Genomic DNA, 16611 nt, shown 5'->3' with positions numbered 1-16611 from the left:
GGGGCCCGTTGCCTCAGCGCTTGCCGTCGAGCACGACGTAGACGAGGCCGCCGATCATGGCCATGTTCTTGAGGAACTGCGTGGTCTGCTGCGTGCGCGCCGCGGCATCGGGCGCCTCCCAGAACGCATGCCCCGCAACGGTGGTCGGCACGAGCGAGCCGATCAGCGCCAGCCCTGACAGGCGGGGGAGCACGCCGAGGGTGAGTGCCGATCCGGCGACCGCCTGCACGGCCCCGTTGGCGCGTACGAGCAGCTCGTCGTCCTCGGGGAGCGGGGCGACCTGGCGGATGGCGGCGAGCGTCGAGCCGGCGGCCTCGACCCGGCCACCCGGCGTACGCCAGGCCTGATATCCGAGGTAGGCGTAGGTCGTGCCGGTCAGGGCGCGGGCGGCGAAGCGCAGGGGGTTGGCCATGAGGGTCCTTCCGTGGTGAAACCGTTGTCACCCATGACCGTACGACCGAGCGCGACCTACGGGAATGCCCCGGGGTGACATGCCGCGCATGATGTGCTGAGGGTCGCTCGACCATCAGAGAGGCATCCCGTGATCCTGCCGAAGGTCCGTGACCCACGTCTGGTCACGATCCGTCGGGGCGGCACGCTGACCGACGCCGACCATCAGCTGCTCGCGCTGTGGGCGGCCGACTGCGCCGAGCACGTCCTCCCGCTCTTCGAGGCGGCCCGACCGGACGACCCGCGACCGCGCGAGGCGATCGAGCACGCCCGTGCGTGGGCGCGCGGTGAGGTGCCGATGATGCGAGCGCGTGCCGCCGGCGGCCACGCGATGGGTGCGGCCCGCGACCTGCGGGGAGCGCCGAGGTTCGCGGCGTACGCCGCCGGTCAGGCTGCGTGCGTCGGTCACGTCGCGGAGCACGACCTGGGTGCGGCGGCGTACGCCATCAAGGCGGCCCGCGAGGCCGCGCCGGCCGCTGGCCGTGAGGATGCCCAGATCAGCGAATCCCGTTGGCAGCAATCACGACTCGACGACTCCGTTCGCGAGCTCGTCCTCGACGACCAGCGTCGCCGCAACGACATCTGCTGGGGTGTCTTCGACGTCTGAATCGGCTACTGGCCGGTTCGGTCGGCTATGGGATCTTCTGCGATCGGCAAAGTTTGAGCCTGGGATCAGTAAGCGTCCGAACGGACCCGTGAGTAGCCCTGAGCATGGCGTCACGGCCGCTCACCAGTGCGGCCACATCAGGGAGGAAGATCCGTGAGCAAGAGGACACTCGCGAGTGCCGTCACCGCATTCACCGCATGCGCCATGGCCTTCGGGCCGGGGATGTCGCACGCTTCGGCAGCCGGCGACCCCGGCCCGTCGACCCAGAAGCAGTCGACCGCGTTCATGCGGTCCAGCGCTGCGAAGAGCTCGGACAGCAAGGCGGCCTACGACCGCATCGTCAAGAAGCTGCCGGCCGACTGGCAGCAGCGTCGCGACAATGCCCGCAAGCGTCTCGGCATCGAGTCCTCGCCGGTCGAGAACATGCTCAAGGCCAAGCTCGCCAAGGCCTCGGCGGGCACGACCGCGCAGGCCATCGACCCGACCCAGTACCAGTGCAGCGCAACCAAGCTCGACGGTTACGTCGACTCGATCCTCGAGCCGGTCGACACGTTCAACCTGCTCTTCCTGCAGCTCGTGGGCGGCCTCGACATCCCGACCTACGACGCGCTGCTGCTGGGCAAGCCCAACAACCCGGCGTACGCCCTGCCTGCCGCGTACGCACCGTCGCTCATGACGACGTTCGGCTACGCGCAGCGCTTCTGGGACGTGCGCCTCAACGACGTCCAGCTGATGGCGATGCACGGCACGGTCTTCCAGGACGTCAACCGCGTCACCAAGGTGATCGAGTTCATGTACGGCGTGGGCCCGGCCGACGCGGTGGGCATCGCCAAGGACATCATCTCGATGGTCGACAGCGACCCTGCCCTGAAGGGCGGCGACCACCCGATCTTCACGCTCAACGCGTTCGCCTTCACGGGCAAGGGCGACCCCGACCCGGTGATCCGCAAGATCCCGGACAAGATGATCTTCGGTGATGGAATCCTGGCTGCTCTCAAGGCGATCGGGCTCAACAAGGTCGGTCCGCGTGCGGTGCTCGGTCACGAGATGGCCCACCACGTGCAGTACGAGGACAACCTGTTCGACTCGCCGCTCACCGGAGCCGAGGCCACCCGTCGTACCGAGCTCATGGCGGACGGTTTCGGCACCTACTTCCTGACCCACAAGAAGGGTGTCGCGCTCAACCCGACGCAGGTGCTGCAGGCCGAGGAGTCGTTCTACGCGGTCGGTGACTGCTCGTTCGACTCCGACGGTCACCACGGCACGCCCAACCAGCGTCGCGCTGCTGCATCGTGGGGCGCCGCCACCGTGGCGTTCTCCAACAACCCAAACAAGGTGATGCCGAGCCTGACGCTCGCCAAGAAGTTCGACAAGGCACTGCCGGTGATCACCGCTCCGGACGCCCCGACGTCGGTCAACGCGTACCGCTCGCTGGTCGTCAAGTAGTCCACGTACGACGCCCCGGTCACCTTCTCGCCGAAGGTGACCGGGGCGTCGTCGTACGTGACTACGCTTGTAGGACAACGGATTCCGATGAAAGGACCCGCTATGCGCGTGACCGAGATCATCGCCGACCTGCCTGTCGCGGACATCGACGCAGCACGCGACTTCTACGCCGACTACCTCGGGCTGAGCAACGAGGAGTTCAACCTGGGGTGGGTCGCCCGCTTCACCTCACCCGAGTCCGGTGCGCACGTGCAGGTCGTGACGAAGGACGCCACCGCCCCTGAGGACGCCGCGATCTCGGTCAAGGTCGACGACGTCGACGCCGCGTACGCCGAGGCCAGGCGCCGCGGCTACGAGATCGTCCATCCGCTGGTCGACGAGGAGTGGGGCGTACGTCGGTTCTTCGTGCGCTCGCCCGACGGCACCGTGATCAACATGGTCGCCCATCGCGTGTGACGAGCGCTCGGGCGGAGGGCGCCGCTCGGGCGCCCGGGTCAGCGCGAGCGGTAGGCGTCGCGACGGTGCCGGATGTCGATGAGGTGGATGCGGACGCGTCCGTCATCGATCGCGTAGACGACTCTGAACTCGCCGCGGCGAGCGGAGTGCAGCCCGTCGAGCGGTGGGCGCAAGGCCTTGCCGACCCGGTGCGGGTTGTCGCGGAGTGGGCCGAGAACGAACTCCAGGCAGGCGGCGGCAACGGCTTCCGGCAGGTCGTGTGTGATTGCGCGCTTGGCCTGCCGAGACCAGGTGAGCTCGTACGTCACGAGGTACGACGGCCGGCGGCGCGCAGGTCCTGCAGGACCTCGTCGGTGGTGAAGGTCTCACCCCGCTCGTACTCATCGAGTGCGACGCGGATGTCACGGACCGCGTCGGCGTCGGAGAGGACGTCGAGCGTCTCTTGCAGCACGTCGAAGTCGTCGGCGCTGAGGATGACGGCCGCGCGGTCGCCGTTGCGTGTGATCTCGACCCGCTCGTGAGTGCGGATGGCCTCATCGACCACGCGGGACAGCTGGGCTCGGACCTCAGCCAGGGGCATCGTGGTCATGTACAGAATTCTAGCGCACTGGTGGCCTGCCGTACCGCAGTCCACCAGTGCGCAGCCTCGGTGTCAGGCGACGGTGGCGTCGATCGTCACCGGGATGTTGCCGCGGGTGGCGTTGGAGTACGGGCACACCTCGTGCGCCGCGGCGACCAGCGCGTCGGCGGTGGCCTGGTCGACGCCGCCGAGCTCGACGTGCAGCTCGACCGACAGGCTGAACCCGCCCTCGTCCGTCGGGTGCAGGCCGACCTCGCCGACGACGGCCGAGTCGGAGAACGTCTGCTTGCGGGCTGCGGCCACGGCCTTGAGCGCTGAGTGGAAGCACGACGCGTAGCCCGCCGCGAAGAGCTGCTCCGGGTTGGTCGCTCCGCCCGGGCCGCCCATCTCGCGCGGGATCGCGAGGGTGACGTCGAGCAGGCCGTCGTCGGTCGCGGTGTGGCCACCGGCGCGGGCCTCGCCGGTCGAGGTGGCGATGGCGGTGTAGATCGGGTCGGACATGAGATCTCCTTCAGATGGGCGCTCCCTGTGAGCGCGAATGGGGTTGGTAGGTCAGGGGATTCAGATGGTCTGCGCAGAGGTCTGTCGCATGCGCAGCGCTGAGGCGAGGAAGAAGATCCCGCCGAGGGTCGCGTACCCCGCCAGTGGGGTGAGCGCCGCGCCGTCTCGGCCGGCGCCGGCGACGAAGCCCGCCCCGGCGAGCACCGAGATGCCGCCGCTGAGGAGCATCGGCCACTGCCCGCCGAGACTGCGGCGGCGCAGCGCCACGGCGAGCTGTACGGCTCCGGCGGTGATCGCCCAGGCGCCCCAGACGCGCAGCGCGGCGGCGATGTCGGAGGTCGTCGCCACGGCGAGGCCGGCTGCGGCGAGCAGGCTCAGCGCCATGTTGGTGACGAGCAGGCCGCCCGCCCGTCCGCCGGAGGTGCGGTGGTCGTACACCGCGGCGGCCAGGTCGAACAGCGGGTACGCCACCAGCAGGGTGCCGCTGACGGCGTTGAGTGATGAGCCGGTGGCGGCCAGTGCGGCGGCCCACACGACCGCGAAGCCGAAGCGGACGGCGTACAGGCTGCGCAGGTGGGTCGTGCCGGTGGCGGGTGCGGACATGGTGGCTCCTGGGCTCGAGGGCGGCGACCGAATGAGAGAGAACGATCGGTCTCTTTGCAGTCTGAGACCACGACGAATGATTTGTCAAGAACGACCGTTCTGTCTGCTAGCGTGGGCGACGGTCCACGACGCAGGAGGAGAGCGATGTCCGAGGCACGAGAGCGGCTGCTGAGCACGGCGAGTGCACTGTTCTACGCCGAGGGGCTGCACGCCGTGGGCGTCGACCGGATCATCGCCGAGGCGAGCGTCACGCGCGCGACGATGTACCGCCACTTCCGCGGCAAGGACGAGCTGGTCGTCGCCTACCTCAGCGCTATCGACGAGGCCGTCCGCGCCCAGGTCGCCGCAGCCCGCGAGAGTGCTGGTTCGCCGGACGACGTCGTACGAGCGGTGGCACGGGGGATCGCCGAAAGCATTGAGTCGCAAGGGTTTCGGGGTTGTGCGTTCCTCAACGCGGTCGCCGAGTACCCCGATGCCGAGCACCCGGTGCACCAGGCCGTGACGCGGCACCGCGACTGGTTCCGCGAGACCGTCACCGAGCTGCTCGCGGCCACCGGCGACACGGCACCCGAGCCCGCCGCGCGGCACTTCGTGATGCTGCGCGACGGCGCGATGGCTGCGGGCTGCCTCAGCGATCCGGCGCCGGTGTGCGAGACGTTCCTGCTCGGCGTCGAGGGCCTGCTGACCTACCGCGACGCGGCCGCCTCGTCGTAGTCAGATCGCCCGCAGCAGTGCGGTGATGCCGACTGCGACGGCGACGCACAGCACCAGCGGCATCCGTCGCCACAACATCACGCCGGCGACGCCGACGCCGACCGTGTGCGCTCCGACCGACCACGACCGTTCGTGCGCGAGCACTGACGTCACCACGAGTGCACTGAGCAGGGCGGGCGCCATGAGCACGATCACCCGGCTGAACCACCCGGGCAGCTCGCGCCCGCCCAGCAGCACCGGCCCGAACCCCTTGATCAGCGCGGTCAGCACCGCGCACGCGAGGATCAGCACCCAGATCTGGGTCGACGACAACGTCATGCCGGCCTCCTCGCGAGCCCGACGAGGGCGACGGCGCTCGCGGCGAGGATCGGTACGCCGGGCGGTGCGACCGGCACGAGCGCGAGGGCCAGCAGGCCGCCACCGAGCGCGACGCCACGGGAGGTCCGGTCGCGCAGCTCGGCGATCAGCAGTGCGAGGAAGAACGTCGGGTAGATCGCGTCCAGCCCGAGCCGGTCGGTGTCGCCGAGCGCACCGCCGAACACCGCGCCGAGCACCGACCCGAGCGTCCAGGTGACGTACTGCGGCACCGTCGTCCCGAACAGCAGCCACCGGTCGAACGTGCCGTCGCCGCGGTTGGCGAGGGCCCATGAGCTGTCGACGACGGCCTGGCCCTGAGCGCCGCGCTTGAGCGGGCCGCCGGGCAGCGACGGAGCGAGCGCGATGCCCATGGCGAGGAAGCGCGAGTTCATCAGGCCCGAGGCGGTCAGGGCTGCAGCGATGCCACCGCCGCCCACGATCACCGACAACATCGCGAACTGCGCCGACCCCGCGAACACGATCACCGACGTGACCACGGCCTGCGCGATGCTGAACCCGGCCTGGCGCGCGAGCACCGCGAACGACAGGCTGAGCAGCGCGCCGACGAGGGCGTACGGCACGCCGAGCCGAAGGCCCTGCCCGAACGACGAGCGCGCGTCGTCGTCCCGCTCACTGCTGCTCACTCGGCGAGTCTAGGAACGCCCGCAGGCCCTGTGTCAGCCTGTCCGGGTGACGACCGAGGGCGCGTACGACGGTGACGACTTCTACTGCGATGTCGCGATTCCGGGCCGGCAGCCTCTCGATGCGGTGCACGACGACGAGCGCGTCCTGGCCTTCCACCACACGCGTCCGTACTGGCAGACGCATATCGTGGTCGTGCCGAAGCGGCACATCGGCTCGTTGACCACGGCGACCGCTGCGGATGAGGGTGACCTGCGGGCACTCTTCGCGGTGGTGCAGTCCGTCGCGCGGACCGTCGAGGCCGAGTGCGGAGCGGCCGCGGTGCTCACCAACCTCGGCGCCTACCAGGACTCCAAGCACCTGCACGTCCACGTGCACAGCGGGTCACGGAGCCGGTAGCTCCTCGCGGACGTCATCGGCGGGTGCATCGAGCAGGCGCTCGCGCTCGGCGGCGGTGACCGGTCGGCGTACCTCGTGGAACCCGCCCTCGGGCGTGCGGATGATGCGGCCTGTCTCGCGACCGTGCAGAGCGATGTCACGGTCAATACTGTGCAGCCCCAGGCAGATTCGGCGCGTGATCTCGTACGCGAGGGGCGGGCCGGCGACGAGGGCGACCTGAAGGGTGTGGATGACGCCCTCGACGCCGAGCCCGAGCTGAAGGGCCATGGTGTCCGACCCGGCAGCAGCCCACAGCACCCCGTAGAACGTGATGCCGGCGGCGCCGAGGCCGGTACGGGTCGGGGTGGTGCGTGGCCGGGCGAACGCGCGTGCGTCCTGACGCGTCCCGATGACGCGCCGCTCGACGAACGGGTACGCCATCGCCGCGCCGAGGAACAGCGTCGACACCCCGACCGGCACCAGGATCGCGAACGTCCACGTGCGATCGAGCCAGACGACCTCCCACCCTGGTGGTACGAGCCGCTGGGCACCGTCGAGGAAGGCGAGGTACCACGTCGCACCAGCTCCTGCGGAGGCGTTGCCGGGGTCGGCCGGGCCGTACGTCCAGACCGGGTTGACCGTCACGGTCGCGGCGATCAGGGTCAGTACGCCGGCGATCACGACGAGCGGACCGGCGCCGGCGAGTGACCGAATCATGCTGTGACGCAACGAGACTCGCGCGGTGAGCGGTCGACGTACACGCCACACCAGTGCGGCCACGACGGTGAGCATGACGAGCGGCAGCACGATCACGTGCAGCGGGTAGAACAGCGCGATCGACCCGCTCGGGAACTCGCCGCGGAACACCAGGTCCGACAGGTCGGTGCCGACCACCGGGACCGACCTGAGCACACCGTCCATCACCGCGAGGCTGCTGCCCGAGACCATGTCGTCGGGCAAAATCAGACCGGTGAAGCCCGCGCCCATCGTGGTGAGCAGCAGACCCCACAGCAGCAGCCAGGTGATGCGGCGCCGCGACCCGAACGCGCCGATGAAGAACACCCGCAGGATCTGCAGCATCAGCGCGGCGATCAGGAACGACGCACTCCAGTGGTGCAGCTGGCGCAGCAGCAGCCCGCCGCGCACCTCGAAGGACAGGTCGATCGTCGACTCCAGCGCCCTTGACATGGTCGCGCCCTGCAAGGGGGTGTACGAGCCGTCGTACGTCACGGGCCTGGTCGACCGGTCGTAGAAGTACATCAGCACGACGCCGGTGACCATGCACACGACGAAGCTCGCCAGTGCGACCTGGCCGAGCGCGCGCGACATGCGGTCGTCGCGCAGTCGGTGCGCTGCGCCGGCCATGGTCGCCCTCCGCCCCGGGGCGACGGCTGCCGCCCCTCACCCGAGAAGACGCATGGGCGAGCGAGAACGTGACATCGGCGTACGCGCGGTCAGGCGGAGCCGAGTGCCTTGAGCTCGTCGGCGGTGAGGTCGGTGGCGTGCTCGGCCGAGGCGACGAGCCGGTGCAGCAGCGCGTTGAGCTCGTGCAGGTCGGTGTCCTGCAGGCCGAGTCTGCGGATCATGATCGACGGGATGTGCTCGGCACGCGTGCGCAGGGCTCGCCCCTCGGGGGTGAGGTGGATCTCGACGGTGCGCTCGTCGTTCTGAGCGCGTGCCCGGCGGATGTAGCCGAGGTTCTCCAGCCGCCTGAGCAGGGGAGTGACCGTGCCGGGGTCGAGGCGCAGCGCGTCCGACAGCGACCGGTTGGTCTGCGGCTCGTGCTGCCACAGGGCGAGCATCGCGAGGTACTGCGGGTGGGTCAGCCCGAGCGGGGTGAGGACCTCGCGGTAGGCGCCGATCACGCCGCGAGCGGCCAGCGCCAAGGCGTAGCAGACCTGGTTCTCGAGGAGCAGGGCGTCGTCGTTCACGGCAGTCATGGTGCGACGATTCTACGCATTAGTTGGTACACCAATCATTGGTGTACCGTCTTTTCTCATGGACAGCACGACCCGACGTCGGCCGACGCCGATCCCGCGTGACACCACTGGTCTGACCTGGCGCTACCGGTTCTTCTGGCGGCTCGAGTACGCCGTCCTGCACTGGGGCGGCCCGCCGCAGCCGGCCCTCGACCGCGACCCGCGCGAAAAGCTGCGTCGAGAGCGGGCCGCCAAGGTCGAGGCTGCCCGCGCCGAGCTCACGCGCGGAGCGACCGACGAATGACCTGAGCGATCTGCGCGGGCGAGGAGTGGACGACGCCGTGCGCCGCACCGTCGACCTGGACCGCCGTGCCGTGAGGGAGAGCCAGGGCCAACGTCGCGGCCCAGTAGCGCGACACGAGCAGATCGCGCTGACCTCGTACGACGACGGCCCGGTGAGGATGCGCCGCAGGTGCGCCTCCAGGTCGATGTCCGAGGACCCGTGCAGCGTGCGCCACATCCGCCACGGACCCGAGCGCAGGTAGTCCACCGTCGCGACGGGGATCAGTGACGGCCGTTCCAGCGGAGCGTCCAGCACGAGGCGCGCCGCCTGCCGCAACGGTGCCCGAGCCAGCGGGTCGCCGTTCGGGCTGATGAGGACGAGTCCACTGGCCTGCTCCGGATGACGTTCCGCCGCGAGCGCCGCGACCTGGGCGCCGACCGAGTGGCCCACCAGCAGCGGGCGGTCCAGGCCCACGGTGTCGATCCAGGTCGCGAGCGCGTCGGCGTGCTCGGTGACGGTGAGCGGTCGGTCCGGGCGGTCGCTGTCGCCGATGCCGGGCAGGTCCGGTGCCAGCACGTGCAGGCCGTCGAGCTCGCCCATCAGGGGTTCGAGGTAGCGGCCGGACAGGCCCAGTCCGTGCACCAGCACCACCGCCGGATCGCGCGGATCGCCGCAGGTGCGGGCGTGCATGCGGTGGGCGCCCGCGTCGTCGTACCTGCTCGTGATCTCGGCCGTCATCGGGCGTGGCGCCACAGCTGCGAAGCTGCCTCACCCCAGCCGGTCGGGTCGTCGCCAGGCGGCACCATCTGCAGTGAGCACGCGAGCACCAGGGCGTCCCACCAGCTCGCCTCGGCGGCTGAGAGTAGTCGCACCGACTCGTAGCCCTTGCGCAGCTGCGCGTGCACCTCGCGCGGGACCGGGCCCCAGTCGTGGAAGCGGGTGCCGAGCAGTACTGCGCCCTGGGTCAGCTCGCGGATCGGATGGCCGAGATGGGCGTCCTCGAGGTCGAGGAACGCCGCCACACCGGTGCCGGCCCACAGCACGTTGGCCGACCGCACGTCGCCGTGGACGAGGTGTCGCGGCGGCAGGTCGGTGACGGCATCCGCGGACGCGGCGAGCCGGCGTACGACCTCGTGCGCCTCCGGTGGGAGATGTGCCGGGTACGCCGCGAGCCAGGTCTCGATCTCGTCGTCGAGCTCCGTTGAGGGAGAGTGGTGTTCGCCGATGGCTTCCGGATCGGGGTAGGTCGCGAGGGCACTGTGCAGCCGCGCGAGGGCCGCGCCGGCCCCGTGCACCTGGCTGGGGTCGGTGACGTCGAGCAGTGCGCCGTCGATGACACGCTGCACGTGCATCGAGACGCCGCCGGCCTCGACCTGGTGCTGATCGTCGAGCGTTGTGAGCGGCTGCGACACGGGCACCCCTTGGTCGCCGAGCCACGCGGTCAGCCGGGCCAGCTCGGCCAGGCGTGCGAACCGGTGCCGCGCGATCGACCACTTCACGATCAGCCGACCGGCCGGCGTACGCACCCACGCCAGCGCGTTGTGGTCGCTCATGACGATGCGCTCGCACGCCTCGACGCTGATGCCCCAGCGCTCCTCGAGCGTGCGCGTCACCCAGGCGCCGGCATCGTCGGCGTCGGCGAACCCGAACCGGTCGGTGATGACCGTGCTCGCGTCGTCGGGCTCCCACAGCATCTCGACCGGTGTCCCCATGTCCTCACCCCATCACGTGTCAGCCGTGGCGCCTACTGTGCGCGCCATGAACGGGTTCACGGGCTTCGAGGACGTCTGGGCGGCGCGGCTGGGCGGGCTGCGCAACGTCGTACGCCAGCACGTCATCGCGACCCAGCTCGGTGAGCATCTCGGGTCGGCGCGCACCGCGCTCGACGTGGGCTGCGGCCAGGGGACGCAGGCCATCGCGCTCGCACGCCGTGGTCTGGCGGTCACCGGCATCGACCCTGCGCCGGACCTCCTCGACCGGCTGCGTGCCGATGCGCGTGAGCAGAACGTGCAGGTCAGAGCCCTGCAGGGTGACCTGGCCGGTCTCGCCGAGGTCATCGGCGGCGAGCGGTTCGACCTCGTCTGCGCGCACGGCCTGCTGATGTATCTCGACGAGGCGTACGCCGGTCTCGAGGCGCTCGCCGCCCGCGCGACTCCGGGTGGGCTCGTGTCGTTCACGGTGCGCAACGGTGACGCGCTCGCGTACAGACCGGGTATTCGTGGCGAGTTCGGGGCCGCGCTGGCGGCGTTCGAGAGTGTCGACTATCGCAACGAGCTCGGGGTCGACGCGCATGCGCATCGTCGCGCTGACGTCGAGAAGTGGTGCAGCGCAACGGGACTCGACATCGTCGGGTGGTACGGCGTCCGTGTCCTGACCGACGGCGTGACCTCATCGGCGGCGCCCGACGACGTCGACCTGCCGGCCTGCCTGGCGGCTGAGGTCGAGGCCGGGCGGCGTGACCCCTATCGGGCGCTCGGGTCGATGCTCCACTTCGTCGCTCGGGCGGCGCGCTGAAACTGCCTGTTCTTCAACAGGTTTCGGGAAAGCGCGTCATGATCAGTCGAACATGTGTACGATACTGGCATGAGTCGTCAGTCCGTCGCCGAGACGCCCGCCGCGTTGCTGGCGTCCGACGTGCGGGCAGCAGTCGACGCGTTGGCGTGCCTCGACGTTGAGGTGGGCGACGCCGAGCGGATCGACCAGCTGGCCGCGCTCGAGCGGCTGCAGGCGGCTTGTGTCGCTGCGCAGGCTCACGTGATGGTGGCGTTCGCCGAGTCGCAGGTGCACGAGCAGGCTGCGGCCGGCGTACCGGCTCGTCAGCGTGGTCGAGGCGTGGCCGACCAGATCGGGCTCGCGTGCAAGATCTCGCCTCAGGCGGCGTCTGCGCGGTTGGGTCGAGCGCGCGCTCTGGTGGTCGAGATGCCGTGCACGCTCAGGGCTTTGGCATCGGGCGATGTCAGCGAGCGGGTCGCCGAGAGCGCGGTGCGGCACACCTCGCACCTGCAACCTGCTCAGCGGCGTGCGGTCGATGCACTGGTTGCGCCTCGCCTGCCCGACATGTCGGCGCGTGAGGCCGACGCGGCGGTGCGGCGTCTGGCGTACGAGCAGGACCCTGAGGCGATGGTCGAACGCGTTGCTCGTGCCGAGCACGACCGTGCGGTGTGGAGCCGCCCCGCGCCCGACTGCATGGGCGTGCTGTCCGCGGCGCTCCCGGCAGCCCAGTGCGTGGCCGCGTACTCCGCGCTCGACGCGCAGGCGCGTGCGGTCAGGGCTGCTGGCGATGAGCGCAGCCTCGCCCAGCTGCGTGCTGACCTGCTGGTGGAGCGCCTCACCGGGCAGGACTCCGCCGCGGACGTGTCCGTCGAGATCAGCCTCGTGATGAGTGCCGACTCGCTGCTGCACGACGGCGACGAGGCGGCGCACGTCGACGGCTACGGCCCCTTGCCCGCCGCGCTCGGCCGACGTCTCGCCGCCGGCGGGTCGCGCTCAGAGGTCGCGCGCTCCCGGGCGTGGGTGCGCAGGCTGTTCACCGACCCGATCGACGGTACGACGGTGGCGGTCGATGCTCGGCGTCGCGAGTTCGACGGGCCTGTCCGCCGACTGCTCGACGCTCGTGACCGTGTATGCCGAACTCCGTTCTGCGACAGCCCGATTCGTCACCGAGACCATGTCGTTCCCTATGCCGCGGGCGGTTCGACCGCGCTCGACAACGGGCAGGGGGTGTGCGAGCGGTTCAACTACGTCAAGGAGATGCCCGGATGGCGCACCACGGTGGTGCACCCCGGTCACGCAGTGCCCACCGCCGCCGGGTGAGACGGGCCACGCGGGCCCGCACACCGGGTGCAGATCGAGACGCCCACCGGTCACCGCTACTCCTCGCAGCCTCCGCCCGCGCTCGGGCCTGGCGTGATCCCGTGCGCGCCGACGCCGGTTCCGCTCGGCGCATACGACCCCGACCTGCCGCCGCTCGCGCCGGCCGGAGGTGACGCACGCGACCCCGGGTCGCTGATCGCGTTCGTGCGCAACGCCCTCGCCCGCGCGGCCTGATCGGGAGTGGTCCCGCATACTCGGCTCATGCCCAGCCATGACGACCGAGTCCCACCCGAGGTCGAGAGCTTCCTGATCGGAGTCCTCGCTGACGCCGGTGAGCTCGGAGGCACCATCGGTGGCGGTATCGGAGGCGGAGCCGCCGGTGGGGCGGGTGGCCGACGAGGTGGCGCGAAGGGCGGCAGCTGGGCGGCGTCCCGGATGAAGACCCGCGTCGAGGACCGTGCCGTCCCACGCTCGTACGCACCCGCCGACGCCTTCAACCGTGTCGCCTCAGCGCTGCCCGCAGTGAAGCCGTTGCCGGCGCCGGGCGGCGGAGTCGTGCGCGTCGTCGTCCCGTTGGGCCGCACCGGTCTGCAGCAGATCGTGGTCGACCTCCTGCCGTCGGGCGCCGGGACGACGGTGCGCGCGTACGGCAAGGAGGGGCTGCTCAGCCGTCGACCGACCGCTCGTACGGCGGATCAGGTCGCGGCCGCGCTCTGAGGCTCGGACGCGCGTCGCCGCGGCGGCGTGGCCCGTACCGCGGGCTCGGGCCGATCCTGAGCCGCTTCGCGGTACGGGCCTGAGCAGGCCGACCGCTATGCCGCGCTCGACGCTGCGCGAGCGTGACCCTCGGCCGTGCGGTCGACGCTGCGGAGCAGGAATCCGCGAATGTAGCCGACCACGAGGTCCAGGTGGGACTCGAGCAGGAAGTGTCCGCCGCCGTCGATCACGTAGATCTCCGCGTCGGTGAGGTCCGTGGCGAACGCGCGTGCGCCGTCGGGCCCGAAGATCTGGTCGCCGCCGCCCCAGATCGCGAGCAGCGGGACCTGGCGCTCCCGGAAGTACTCGTGCAGCTGCGGATACATCGGCCGGTTGTTGGCGTAGTCCCGGAAGAGCGCGAGCTGCACGAGATCGTTCCCCGGTCGGCTGAGCCCGTGGTCGTCGGCGGCCCAGGTGTCGGGGTCGACGAGCTCGGGCTGGTCGACCCCGTGCTCGTACTGCCAGCGGGTCGCCTCGCGCGTGAGCAGGCCGCGGACGGCGGGCTCGGTGCGCGGGCTCGGGTTCTCGGCGTACTCCCACAGCGGCTTCCAGAAGTCCTTGACGAAGCCTTCTTCGTAGGCGTTGCCGCTCTGGCTGATGACAGCCGTGATCGCCTCAGGGTTGCGCAGGGCGAGACGCCAGCCGATGGGGGCGCCGTAGTCCTGCACGTAGATGGCGTACTCCGTCACCCCGAGCCGGCCCAGCAGGCCCTCGGTGATGTCGGTCAGGGCGTCGAACGTGTAGGTGAATGCGTCGACGCCCGGTGTGTCCGAGCTGCCGAACCCGATGTGATCGGGGGCGATGACATGCCACCGGTCGGCGAGCGCAGGGATGAGGTGACGGAACATGCGCGAGCTCGTCGGGAACCCGTGCAGGAGGACGAGCGTGGGTGCGGTGGGCGATCCCGCTTCGCGGTAGAAGACGCGGTGCCCGTTGACGGTGGCGTAGCGGTGGCGGACGTCGGACATGGCAAGTAACCCCTTAAATGGCTCATGCTGGTTAGTGACGTGCGCGACCCATTAGATGCCGAGGGATGTAACCTGTCAATAGGTTTGATCGGGTTAGGAGAGAGGTGAGGCCGGATGCTGGACGCTGAGGCGCTCCTGGAGGCGTTGAACAGCACGCCGATCCGGGATGGACGGGTCGAGGACGGCTGGCGCGACGACGACGTGCTCGACCGGTGGGCTCTCGACCACGGAGGTCAGGGGGGCGTGCAGGAGCGCCGGTGGCTGAGGCTGACCCGCGACGCGCTGCAGGAAGTTGCATCAGGGCGCGACGCGCAAGAGTCGATCCTGAAGGTTCTCAACGGTGTTCGCCGTGTCCCCGAGCTGACCTCGTCTGGTCTCGAGTGGCATCTGGAAGCACCCGCAGGCCGCGGCCTCGCGGTCGAGCTGGTGCTCGCCTGGGCCGACGTTCAGGAGAGCCTGCCCGCCCGGCTGCGACCGTGTGCCAACCCGGAGTGCAGCCTGTTCCTGATCGACCGCAGCCGCGCCAACGCCGCGCGGTGGTGCTCGATGAAGACGTGCGGCAACCGGCTCAAGGCGCGCCGCCACCAGGCTCGGGCACGCGAGAAGCCCTGATATCGCTGGGGTCTCGGCTCAGGCCGCGTCCGCGTTGACCCGCGACTCGTCCGTCGCAGGCGCCGTACGGTCCTCGCGGAAGTAGTGGAGGGCGACGATCGCCGTGGCAGCCAGGAAGACGATCTGCAGGATCGTGCGCGGCACGAGGTTGTCGGTCCACTCGGCGACGAGGTCGTGCGTCGCGGCGTACACGTTGGCCGGGAACATCGCGATCATCATGAGCCCGAGGCACGCAGCGGCCAGGGCCGTTGTACGCCGCCACACCAGTCCCACCGCACCGGCGAGCTCCAGGATGCCCGTGATGGTGATCAGCAGCCCGGGGTTGGGCAGGTCCGGCGGCACCATGGCGATCAGGTCCTCACGCATCCCGACGAAGTGGGCTCCGCCGGTGGCGACGAACATCGCCGCGAGTCCGTAGCGCAGCGCATGTGCCCAGGGGGCGCCGCGGCCCTCGCGGCGGATGTCCATGAGTCGTACGACGGCAGTGGCGGCCAGCAGGATGATCAGCGGGGCCATGGTCTCTCTTCCGGGAGGCGTGACTCGTGAGGTCGTACGTGCCGAATTGTCCCGGTGCTGTAGGCGATCCGCTACCTCATATCTGCGGCCGTCACACGGATGCGCGACGTTCGAGCAGCACGGTGTCGCGCCACATCCCGTCGAGCTGGGCGATCCGGCTGCGGACGGCCAGGGTGCGGAAGCCCGCCGCGTGATGCAGGGCGATGCTCGCGCGGTTCTCGGGGAAGATCGACGTCTGCAGGGTCCACAGCCCACCGGCGTCCGCCTCGGTGACCTGGCGGTGCAGGAGGGCCTTGCCGACGCCGCGACCACGCGCTGACTCGGTGACGTAGACCGACGTCTCGGCGACCCCGGCGTAGCACTCGCGAGCAGATATCGGGCTCGCCGCAGCCCAGCCGACGACGGTGCCGTCGATCTCGGCGACCCACCGATGACCCTTCAGCCACTTGTCCGCGAGTACGCCGACCGCGGGCACCTCGGTCTCGAACGTCGCGTTGCGGGTCGTGATGCCTTCGGCGTAGATGTCGCGGACCGTGCGCAGGTCCTTCTTGAGCATGGGTCGCGTCGTGACGTCAGCCGGGAGATCGCTGGGGCAGCAAGGGTTTTCGAGCATCGTGCCCATCACGACGTCGGCTGCGTGGGGGAGGCCCGTGCAGCATGCCGGGTTGACCGTGACGACGCTGGACGTGCCGACCTTGTCGACCATGATGAATCCGACCTCGGCCAGTCGGCGCACGTGGTGCGAGCACGTCGACTGGCTGATCCCGAGCTGCGTGGCGAGGTCGCCGACGCGGGCGGATCCGCTGGCGCTGGTGGCGACGGCGTGCAGCAGCCGGACTCGTGTCGGGTCGGCGAGCGTGCTGAACCATCCGGCGTAGGTCTCGGCGGAGGCAATGTCCAGGGTGCAAGGCGTGGCGGGTTGAGTCGCTGTCACGGCCCGATCATACATCGACACAGATCGATTGACGGTTTCGATGCTGGTCGATACAGTCCGAGTATCGATCCTTCTC

At 70.1% G+C, this 16611-nt stretch carries 24 protein-coding genes; 10 read left to right on the top strand and 14 right to left on the bottom strand.

Features of this window, described 5'->3' with window-relative positions; genetic code table 11:
* Positions 1-13: 13 nt before the first annotated feature.
* Positions 14-412: a DoxX family protein gene (locus VV01_RS16585; RefSeq protein ID WP_050670856.1), complete on the bottom strand. Its 399-nt coding sequence runs from the start codon at positions 410-412 to the stop codon at positions 14-16.
* Positions 413-541: 129 nt separating this feature from the next.
* Here VV01_RS16585 and VV01_RS16580 point away from each other — a divergent pair, with 129 nt between their 5' ends.
* The 3 genes from VV01_RS16580 (at position 542) to VV01_RS16570 (ending at position 2959) form a co-directional block, all read left to right on the top strand.
* Positions 542-1057, top strand: coding sequence for a putative immunity protein (locus tag VV01_RS16580; RefSeq protein WP_050670855.1), 516 nt, complete (start codon positions 542-544; stop codon positions 1055-1057).
* 153 nt (positions 1058-1210) lie between these two features.
* Entirely contained in the window at positions 1211-2503 is a 1293-nt protein-coding gene (locus VV01_RS16575; RefSeq protein ID WP_050670854.1) for a hypothetical protein, read from the top strand.
* Positions 2504-2605: 102 nt separating this feature from the next.
* On the top strand, positions 2606-2959 hold the full coding sequence (locus tag VV01_RS16570) for a VOC family protein (protein ID WP_050670853.1): 354 nt from the start codon (positions 2606-2608) through the stop codon (positions 2957-2959).
* 38 nt (positions 2960-2997) lie between these two features.
* On the opposite strand, the gene VV01_RS16565 is transcribed toward VV01_RS16570, so the two are convergent.
* The 4 genes from VV01_RS16565 to VV01_RS16550 form a co-directional block, all read right to left on the bottom strand.
* The gene (locus VV01_RS16565) at positions 2998-3267 is read right to left on the bottom strand and encodes a type II toxin-antitoxin system RelE family toxin (protein WP_050670852.1); all 270 of its coding nucleotides are present in this window, start codon (positions 3265-3267) and stop codon (positions 2998-3000) included.
* Positions 3264-3548 (bottom strand): type II toxin-antitoxin system Phd/YefM family antitoxin, encoded by a 285-nt coding sequence (locus VV01_RS16560; RefSeq protein ID WP_197275075.1) that lies wholly within the window; start codon positions 3546-3548, stop codon positions 3264-3266. Before VV01_RS16560 ends, VV01_RS16565 begins: the two co-directional genes overlap by 4 nt.
* 63 nt (positions 3549-3611) lie before the next feature.
* Positions 3612-4040, bottom strand: a complete 429-nt coding sequence (locus tag VV01_RS16555; RefSeq protein WP_050670851.1) for an organic hydroperoxide resistance protein — start codon at positions 4038-4040, stop codon at positions 3612-3614.
* Positions 4041-4100: 60 nt separating this feature from the next.
* The gene (locus VV01_RS16550) at positions 4101-4643 is read right to left on the bottom strand and encodes a hypothetical protein (RefSeq protein ID WP_050670850.1); all 543 of its coding nucleotides are present in this window, start codon (positions 4641-4643) and stop codon (positions 4101-4103) included.
* 144 nt (positions 4644-4787) lie between these two features.
* Between VV01_RS16550 and VV01_RS16545 the strand changes: the two genes are divergently transcribed.
* The gene (locus tag VV01_RS16545; RefSeq protein WP_050670849.1) at positions 4788-5357 is read left to right on the top strand and encodes a TetR/AcrR family transcriptional regulator; all 570 of its coding nucleotides are present in this window, start codon (positions 4788-4790) and stop codon (positions 5355-5357) included.
* Here VV01_RS16545 and VV01_RS16540 read toward each other — a convergent pair whose 3' ends face one another.
* Both VV01_RS16540 and VV01_RS16535 read right to left on the bottom strand, forming a co-directional pair.
* On the bottom strand, positions 5358-5675 hold the full coding sequence (locus VV01_RS16540) for an AzlD domain-containing protein (protein WP_082221046.1): 318 nt from the start codon (positions 5673-5675) through the stop codon (positions 5358-5360).
* Entirely contained in the window at positions 5672-6358 is a 687-nt protein-coding gene (locus VV01_RS16535; RefSeq protein ID WP_050670848.1) for an AzlC family ABC transporter permease, read from the bottom strand. The genes VV01_RS16540 and VV01_RS16535 overlap by 4 nt, the downstream gene beginning before the upstream one ends.
* A gap of 46 nt (positions 6359-6404) precedes the next feature.
* Between VV01_RS16535 and VV01_RS16530 the strand changes: the two genes are divergently transcribed.
* Positions 6405-6755 (top strand): HIT family protein, encoded by a 351-nt coding sequence (locus VV01_RS16530; RefSeq protein ID WP_050670847.1) that lies wholly within the window; start codon positions 6405-6407, stop codon positions 6753-6755.
* On the opposite strand, the gene VV01_RS16525 is transcribed toward VV01_RS16530, so the two are convergent.
* The 4 genes from VV01_RS16525 to VV01_RS16510 all read right to left on the bottom strand — a co-directional run bounded on the left by VV01_RS16525 (position 6741) and on the right by VV01_RS16510 (position 10648).
* Entirely contained in the window at positions 6741-8099 is a 1359-nt protein-coding gene (locus VV01_RS16525) for a cytochrome b (RefSeq protein WP_050670846.1), read from the bottom strand. The genes VV01_RS16530 and VV01_RS16525 overlap by 15 nt on opposite strands.
* Positions 8100-8188: 89 nt before the next feature.
* On the bottom strand, positions 8189-8674 hold the full coding sequence (locus tag VV01_RS16520; protein WP_050670845.1) for a MarR family winged helix-turn-helix transcriptional regulator: 486 nt from the start codon (positions 8672-8674) through the stop codon (positions 8189-8191).
* 19 nt (positions 8675-8693) lie between these two features.
* The gene (locus VV01_RS22885) at positions 8694-9689 is read right to left on the bottom strand and encodes an alpha/beta fold hydrolase (protein WP_050670844.1); all 996 of its coding nucleotides are present in this window, start codon (positions 9687-9689) and stop codon (positions 8694-8696) included.
* On the bottom strand, positions 9671-10648 hold the full coding sequence (locus tag VV01_RS16510; protein ID WP_050670843.1) for a phosphotransferase: 978 nt from the start codon (positions 10646-10648) through the stop codon (positions 9671-9673). The genes VV01_RS22885 and VV01_RS16510 overlap by 19 nt, the downstream gene beginning before the upstream one ends.
* 46 nt (positions 10649-10694) lie before the next feature.
* Between VV01_RS16510 and VV01_RS16505 the strand changes: the two genes are divergently transcribed.
* From VV01_RS16505 to VV01_RS16490, 4 genes are all read left to right on the top strand, one after another.
* A complete protein-coding gene (locus VV01_RS16505; protein WP_050670842.1) occupies positions 10695-11450 on the top strand; it encodes a methyltransferase domain-containing protein in 756 nt (251 codons plus the stop codon).
* 69 nt (positions 11451-11519) lie between these two features.
* Positions 11520-12749 carry an HNH endonuclease gene (locus VV01_RS16500; RefSeq protein WP_050670841.1) on the top strand — a complete coding sequence of 410 codons (1230 nt, stop codon included), beginning with the start codon at positions 11520-11522 and terminating at the stop codon, positions 12747-12749.
* A 27-nt stretch (positions 12750-12776) separates the two neighbouring features.
* A complete protein-coding gene (locus VV01_RS16495) occupies positions 12777-12983 on the top strand; it encodes a hypothetical protein (RefSeq protein WP_050670840.1) in 207 nt (68 codons plus the stop codon).
* 27 nt (positions 12984-13010) lie between these two features.
* Positions 13011-13466 (top strand): hypothetical protein, encoded by a 456-nt coding sequence (locus tag VV01_RS16490; protein ID WP_050670839.1) that lies wholly within the window; start codon positions 13011-13013, stop codon positions 13464-13466.
* A gap of 95 nt (positions 13467-13561) precedes the next feature.
* Here VV01_RS16490 and VV01_RS16485 read toward each other — a convergent pair whose 3' ends face one another.
* A complete protein-coding gene (locus VV01_RS16485) occupies positions 13562-14473 on the bottom strand; it encodes an alpha/beta fold hydrolase (RefSeq protein WP_050670838.1) in 912 nt (303 codons plus the stop codon).
* A gap of 114 nt (positions 14474-14587) precedes the next feature.
* Between VV01_RS16485 and VV01_RS16480 the strand changes: the two genes are divergently transcribed.
* Positions 14588-15085: a CGNR zinc finger domain-containing protein gene (locus tag VV01_RS16480; RefSeq protein WP_050670837.1), complete on the top strand. Its 498-nt coding sequence runs from the start codon at positions 14588-14590 to the stop codon at positions 15083-15085.
* Positions 15086-15103: 18 nt separating this feature from the next.
* Here VV01_RS16480 and VV01_RS16475 read toward each other — a convergent pair whose 3' ends face one another.
* A complete protein-coding gene (locus VV01_RS16475; protein WP_050670836.1) occupies positions 15104-15601 on the bottom strand; it encodes a DoxX family protein in 498 nt (165 codons plus the stop codon).
* A gap of 91 nt (positions 15602-15692) precedes the next feature.
* Positions 15693-16535 (bottom strand): helix-turn-helix domain-containing GNAT family N-acetyltransferase, encoded by an 843-nt coding sequence (locus tag VV01_RS24790; RefSeq protein ID WP_050670835.1) that lies wholly within the window; start codon positions 16533-16535, stop codon positions 15693-15695.
* Positions 16536-16611: the final 76 nt, after the last annotated feature.

It is taken from the genome of Luteipulveratus halotolerans (assembly GCF_001247745.1).
GTDB lineage: Bacteria > Actinomycetota > Actinomycetes > Actinomycetales > Dermatophilaceae > Luteipulveratus > Luteipulveratus halotolerans.
Note: the sequence above shows the minus strand (reverse complement) of the source record. Positions and strands in the feature narration are given on the sequence as shown.

Coding starts and splice junctions, on each gene's coding strand:
- VV01_RS16585 (WP_050670856.1), bottom strand. CDS start 412: ATGGCCAACCCCCTGCGCTTCGCCGCCCGCGCCCTGACCGGCACGACC.
- VV01_RS16570 (WP_050670853.1), top strand. CDS start 2,606: ATGCGCGTGACCGAGATCATCGCCGACCTGCCTGTCGCGGACATCGAC.
- VV01_RS16560 (WP_197275075.1), bottom strand. CDS start 3,548: ATGACCACGATGCCCCTGGCTGAGGTCCGAGCCCAGCTGTCCCGCGTG.
- VV01_RS16555 (WP_050670851.1), bottom strand. CDS start 4,040: ATGTCCGACCCGATCTACACCGCCATCGCCACCTCGACCGGCGAGGCC.
- VV01_RS16550 (WP_050670850.1), bottom strand. CDS start 4,643: ATGTCCGCACCCGCCACCGGCACGACCCACCTGCGCAGCCTGTACGCC.
- VV01_RS16545 (WP_050670849.1), top strand. CDS start 4,788: ATGTCCGAGGCACGAGAGCGGCTGCTGAGCACGGCGAGTGCACTGTTC.
- VV01_RS16540 (WP_082221046.1), bottom strand. CDS start 5,675: ATGACGTTGTCGTCGACCCAGATCTGGGTGCTGATCCTCGCGTGCGCG.
- VV01_RS16525 (WP_050670846.1), bottom strand. CDS start 8,099: ATGGCCGGCGCAGCGCACCGACTGCGCGACGACCGCATGTCGCGCGCG.
- VV01_RS16520 (WP_050670845.1), bottom strand. CDS start 8,674: ATGACTGCCGTGAACGACGACGCCCTGCTCCTCGAGAACCAGGTCTGC.
- VV01_RS16510 (WP_050670843.1), bottom strand. CDS start 10,648: ATGGGGACACCGGTCGAGATGCTGTGGGAGCCCGACGACGCGAGCACG.
- VV01_RS16505 (WP_050670842.1), top strand. CDS start 10,695: ATGAACGGGTTCACGGGCTTCGAGGACGTCTGGGCGGCGCGGCTGGGC.
- VV01_RS16500 (WP_050670841.1), top strand. CDS start 11,520: ATGAGTCGTCAGTCCGTCGCCGAGACGCCCGCCGCGTTGCTGGCGTCC.
- VV01_RS16490 (WP_050670839.1), top strand. CDS start 13,011: ATGCCCAGCCATGACGACCGAGTCCCACCCGAGGTCGAGAGCTTCCTG.
- VV01_RS16485 (WP_050670838.1), bottom strand. CDS start 14,473: ATGTCCGACGTCCGCCACCGCTACGCCACCGTCAACGGGCACCGCGTC.
- VV01_RS16480 (WP_050670837.1), top strand. CDS start 14,588: ATGCTGGACGCTGAGGCGCTCCTGGAGGCGTTGAACAGCACGCCGATC.
- VV01_RS16475 (WP_050670836.1), bottom strand. CDS start 15,601: ATGGCCCCGCTGATCATCCTGCTGGCCGCCACTGCCGTCGTACGACTC.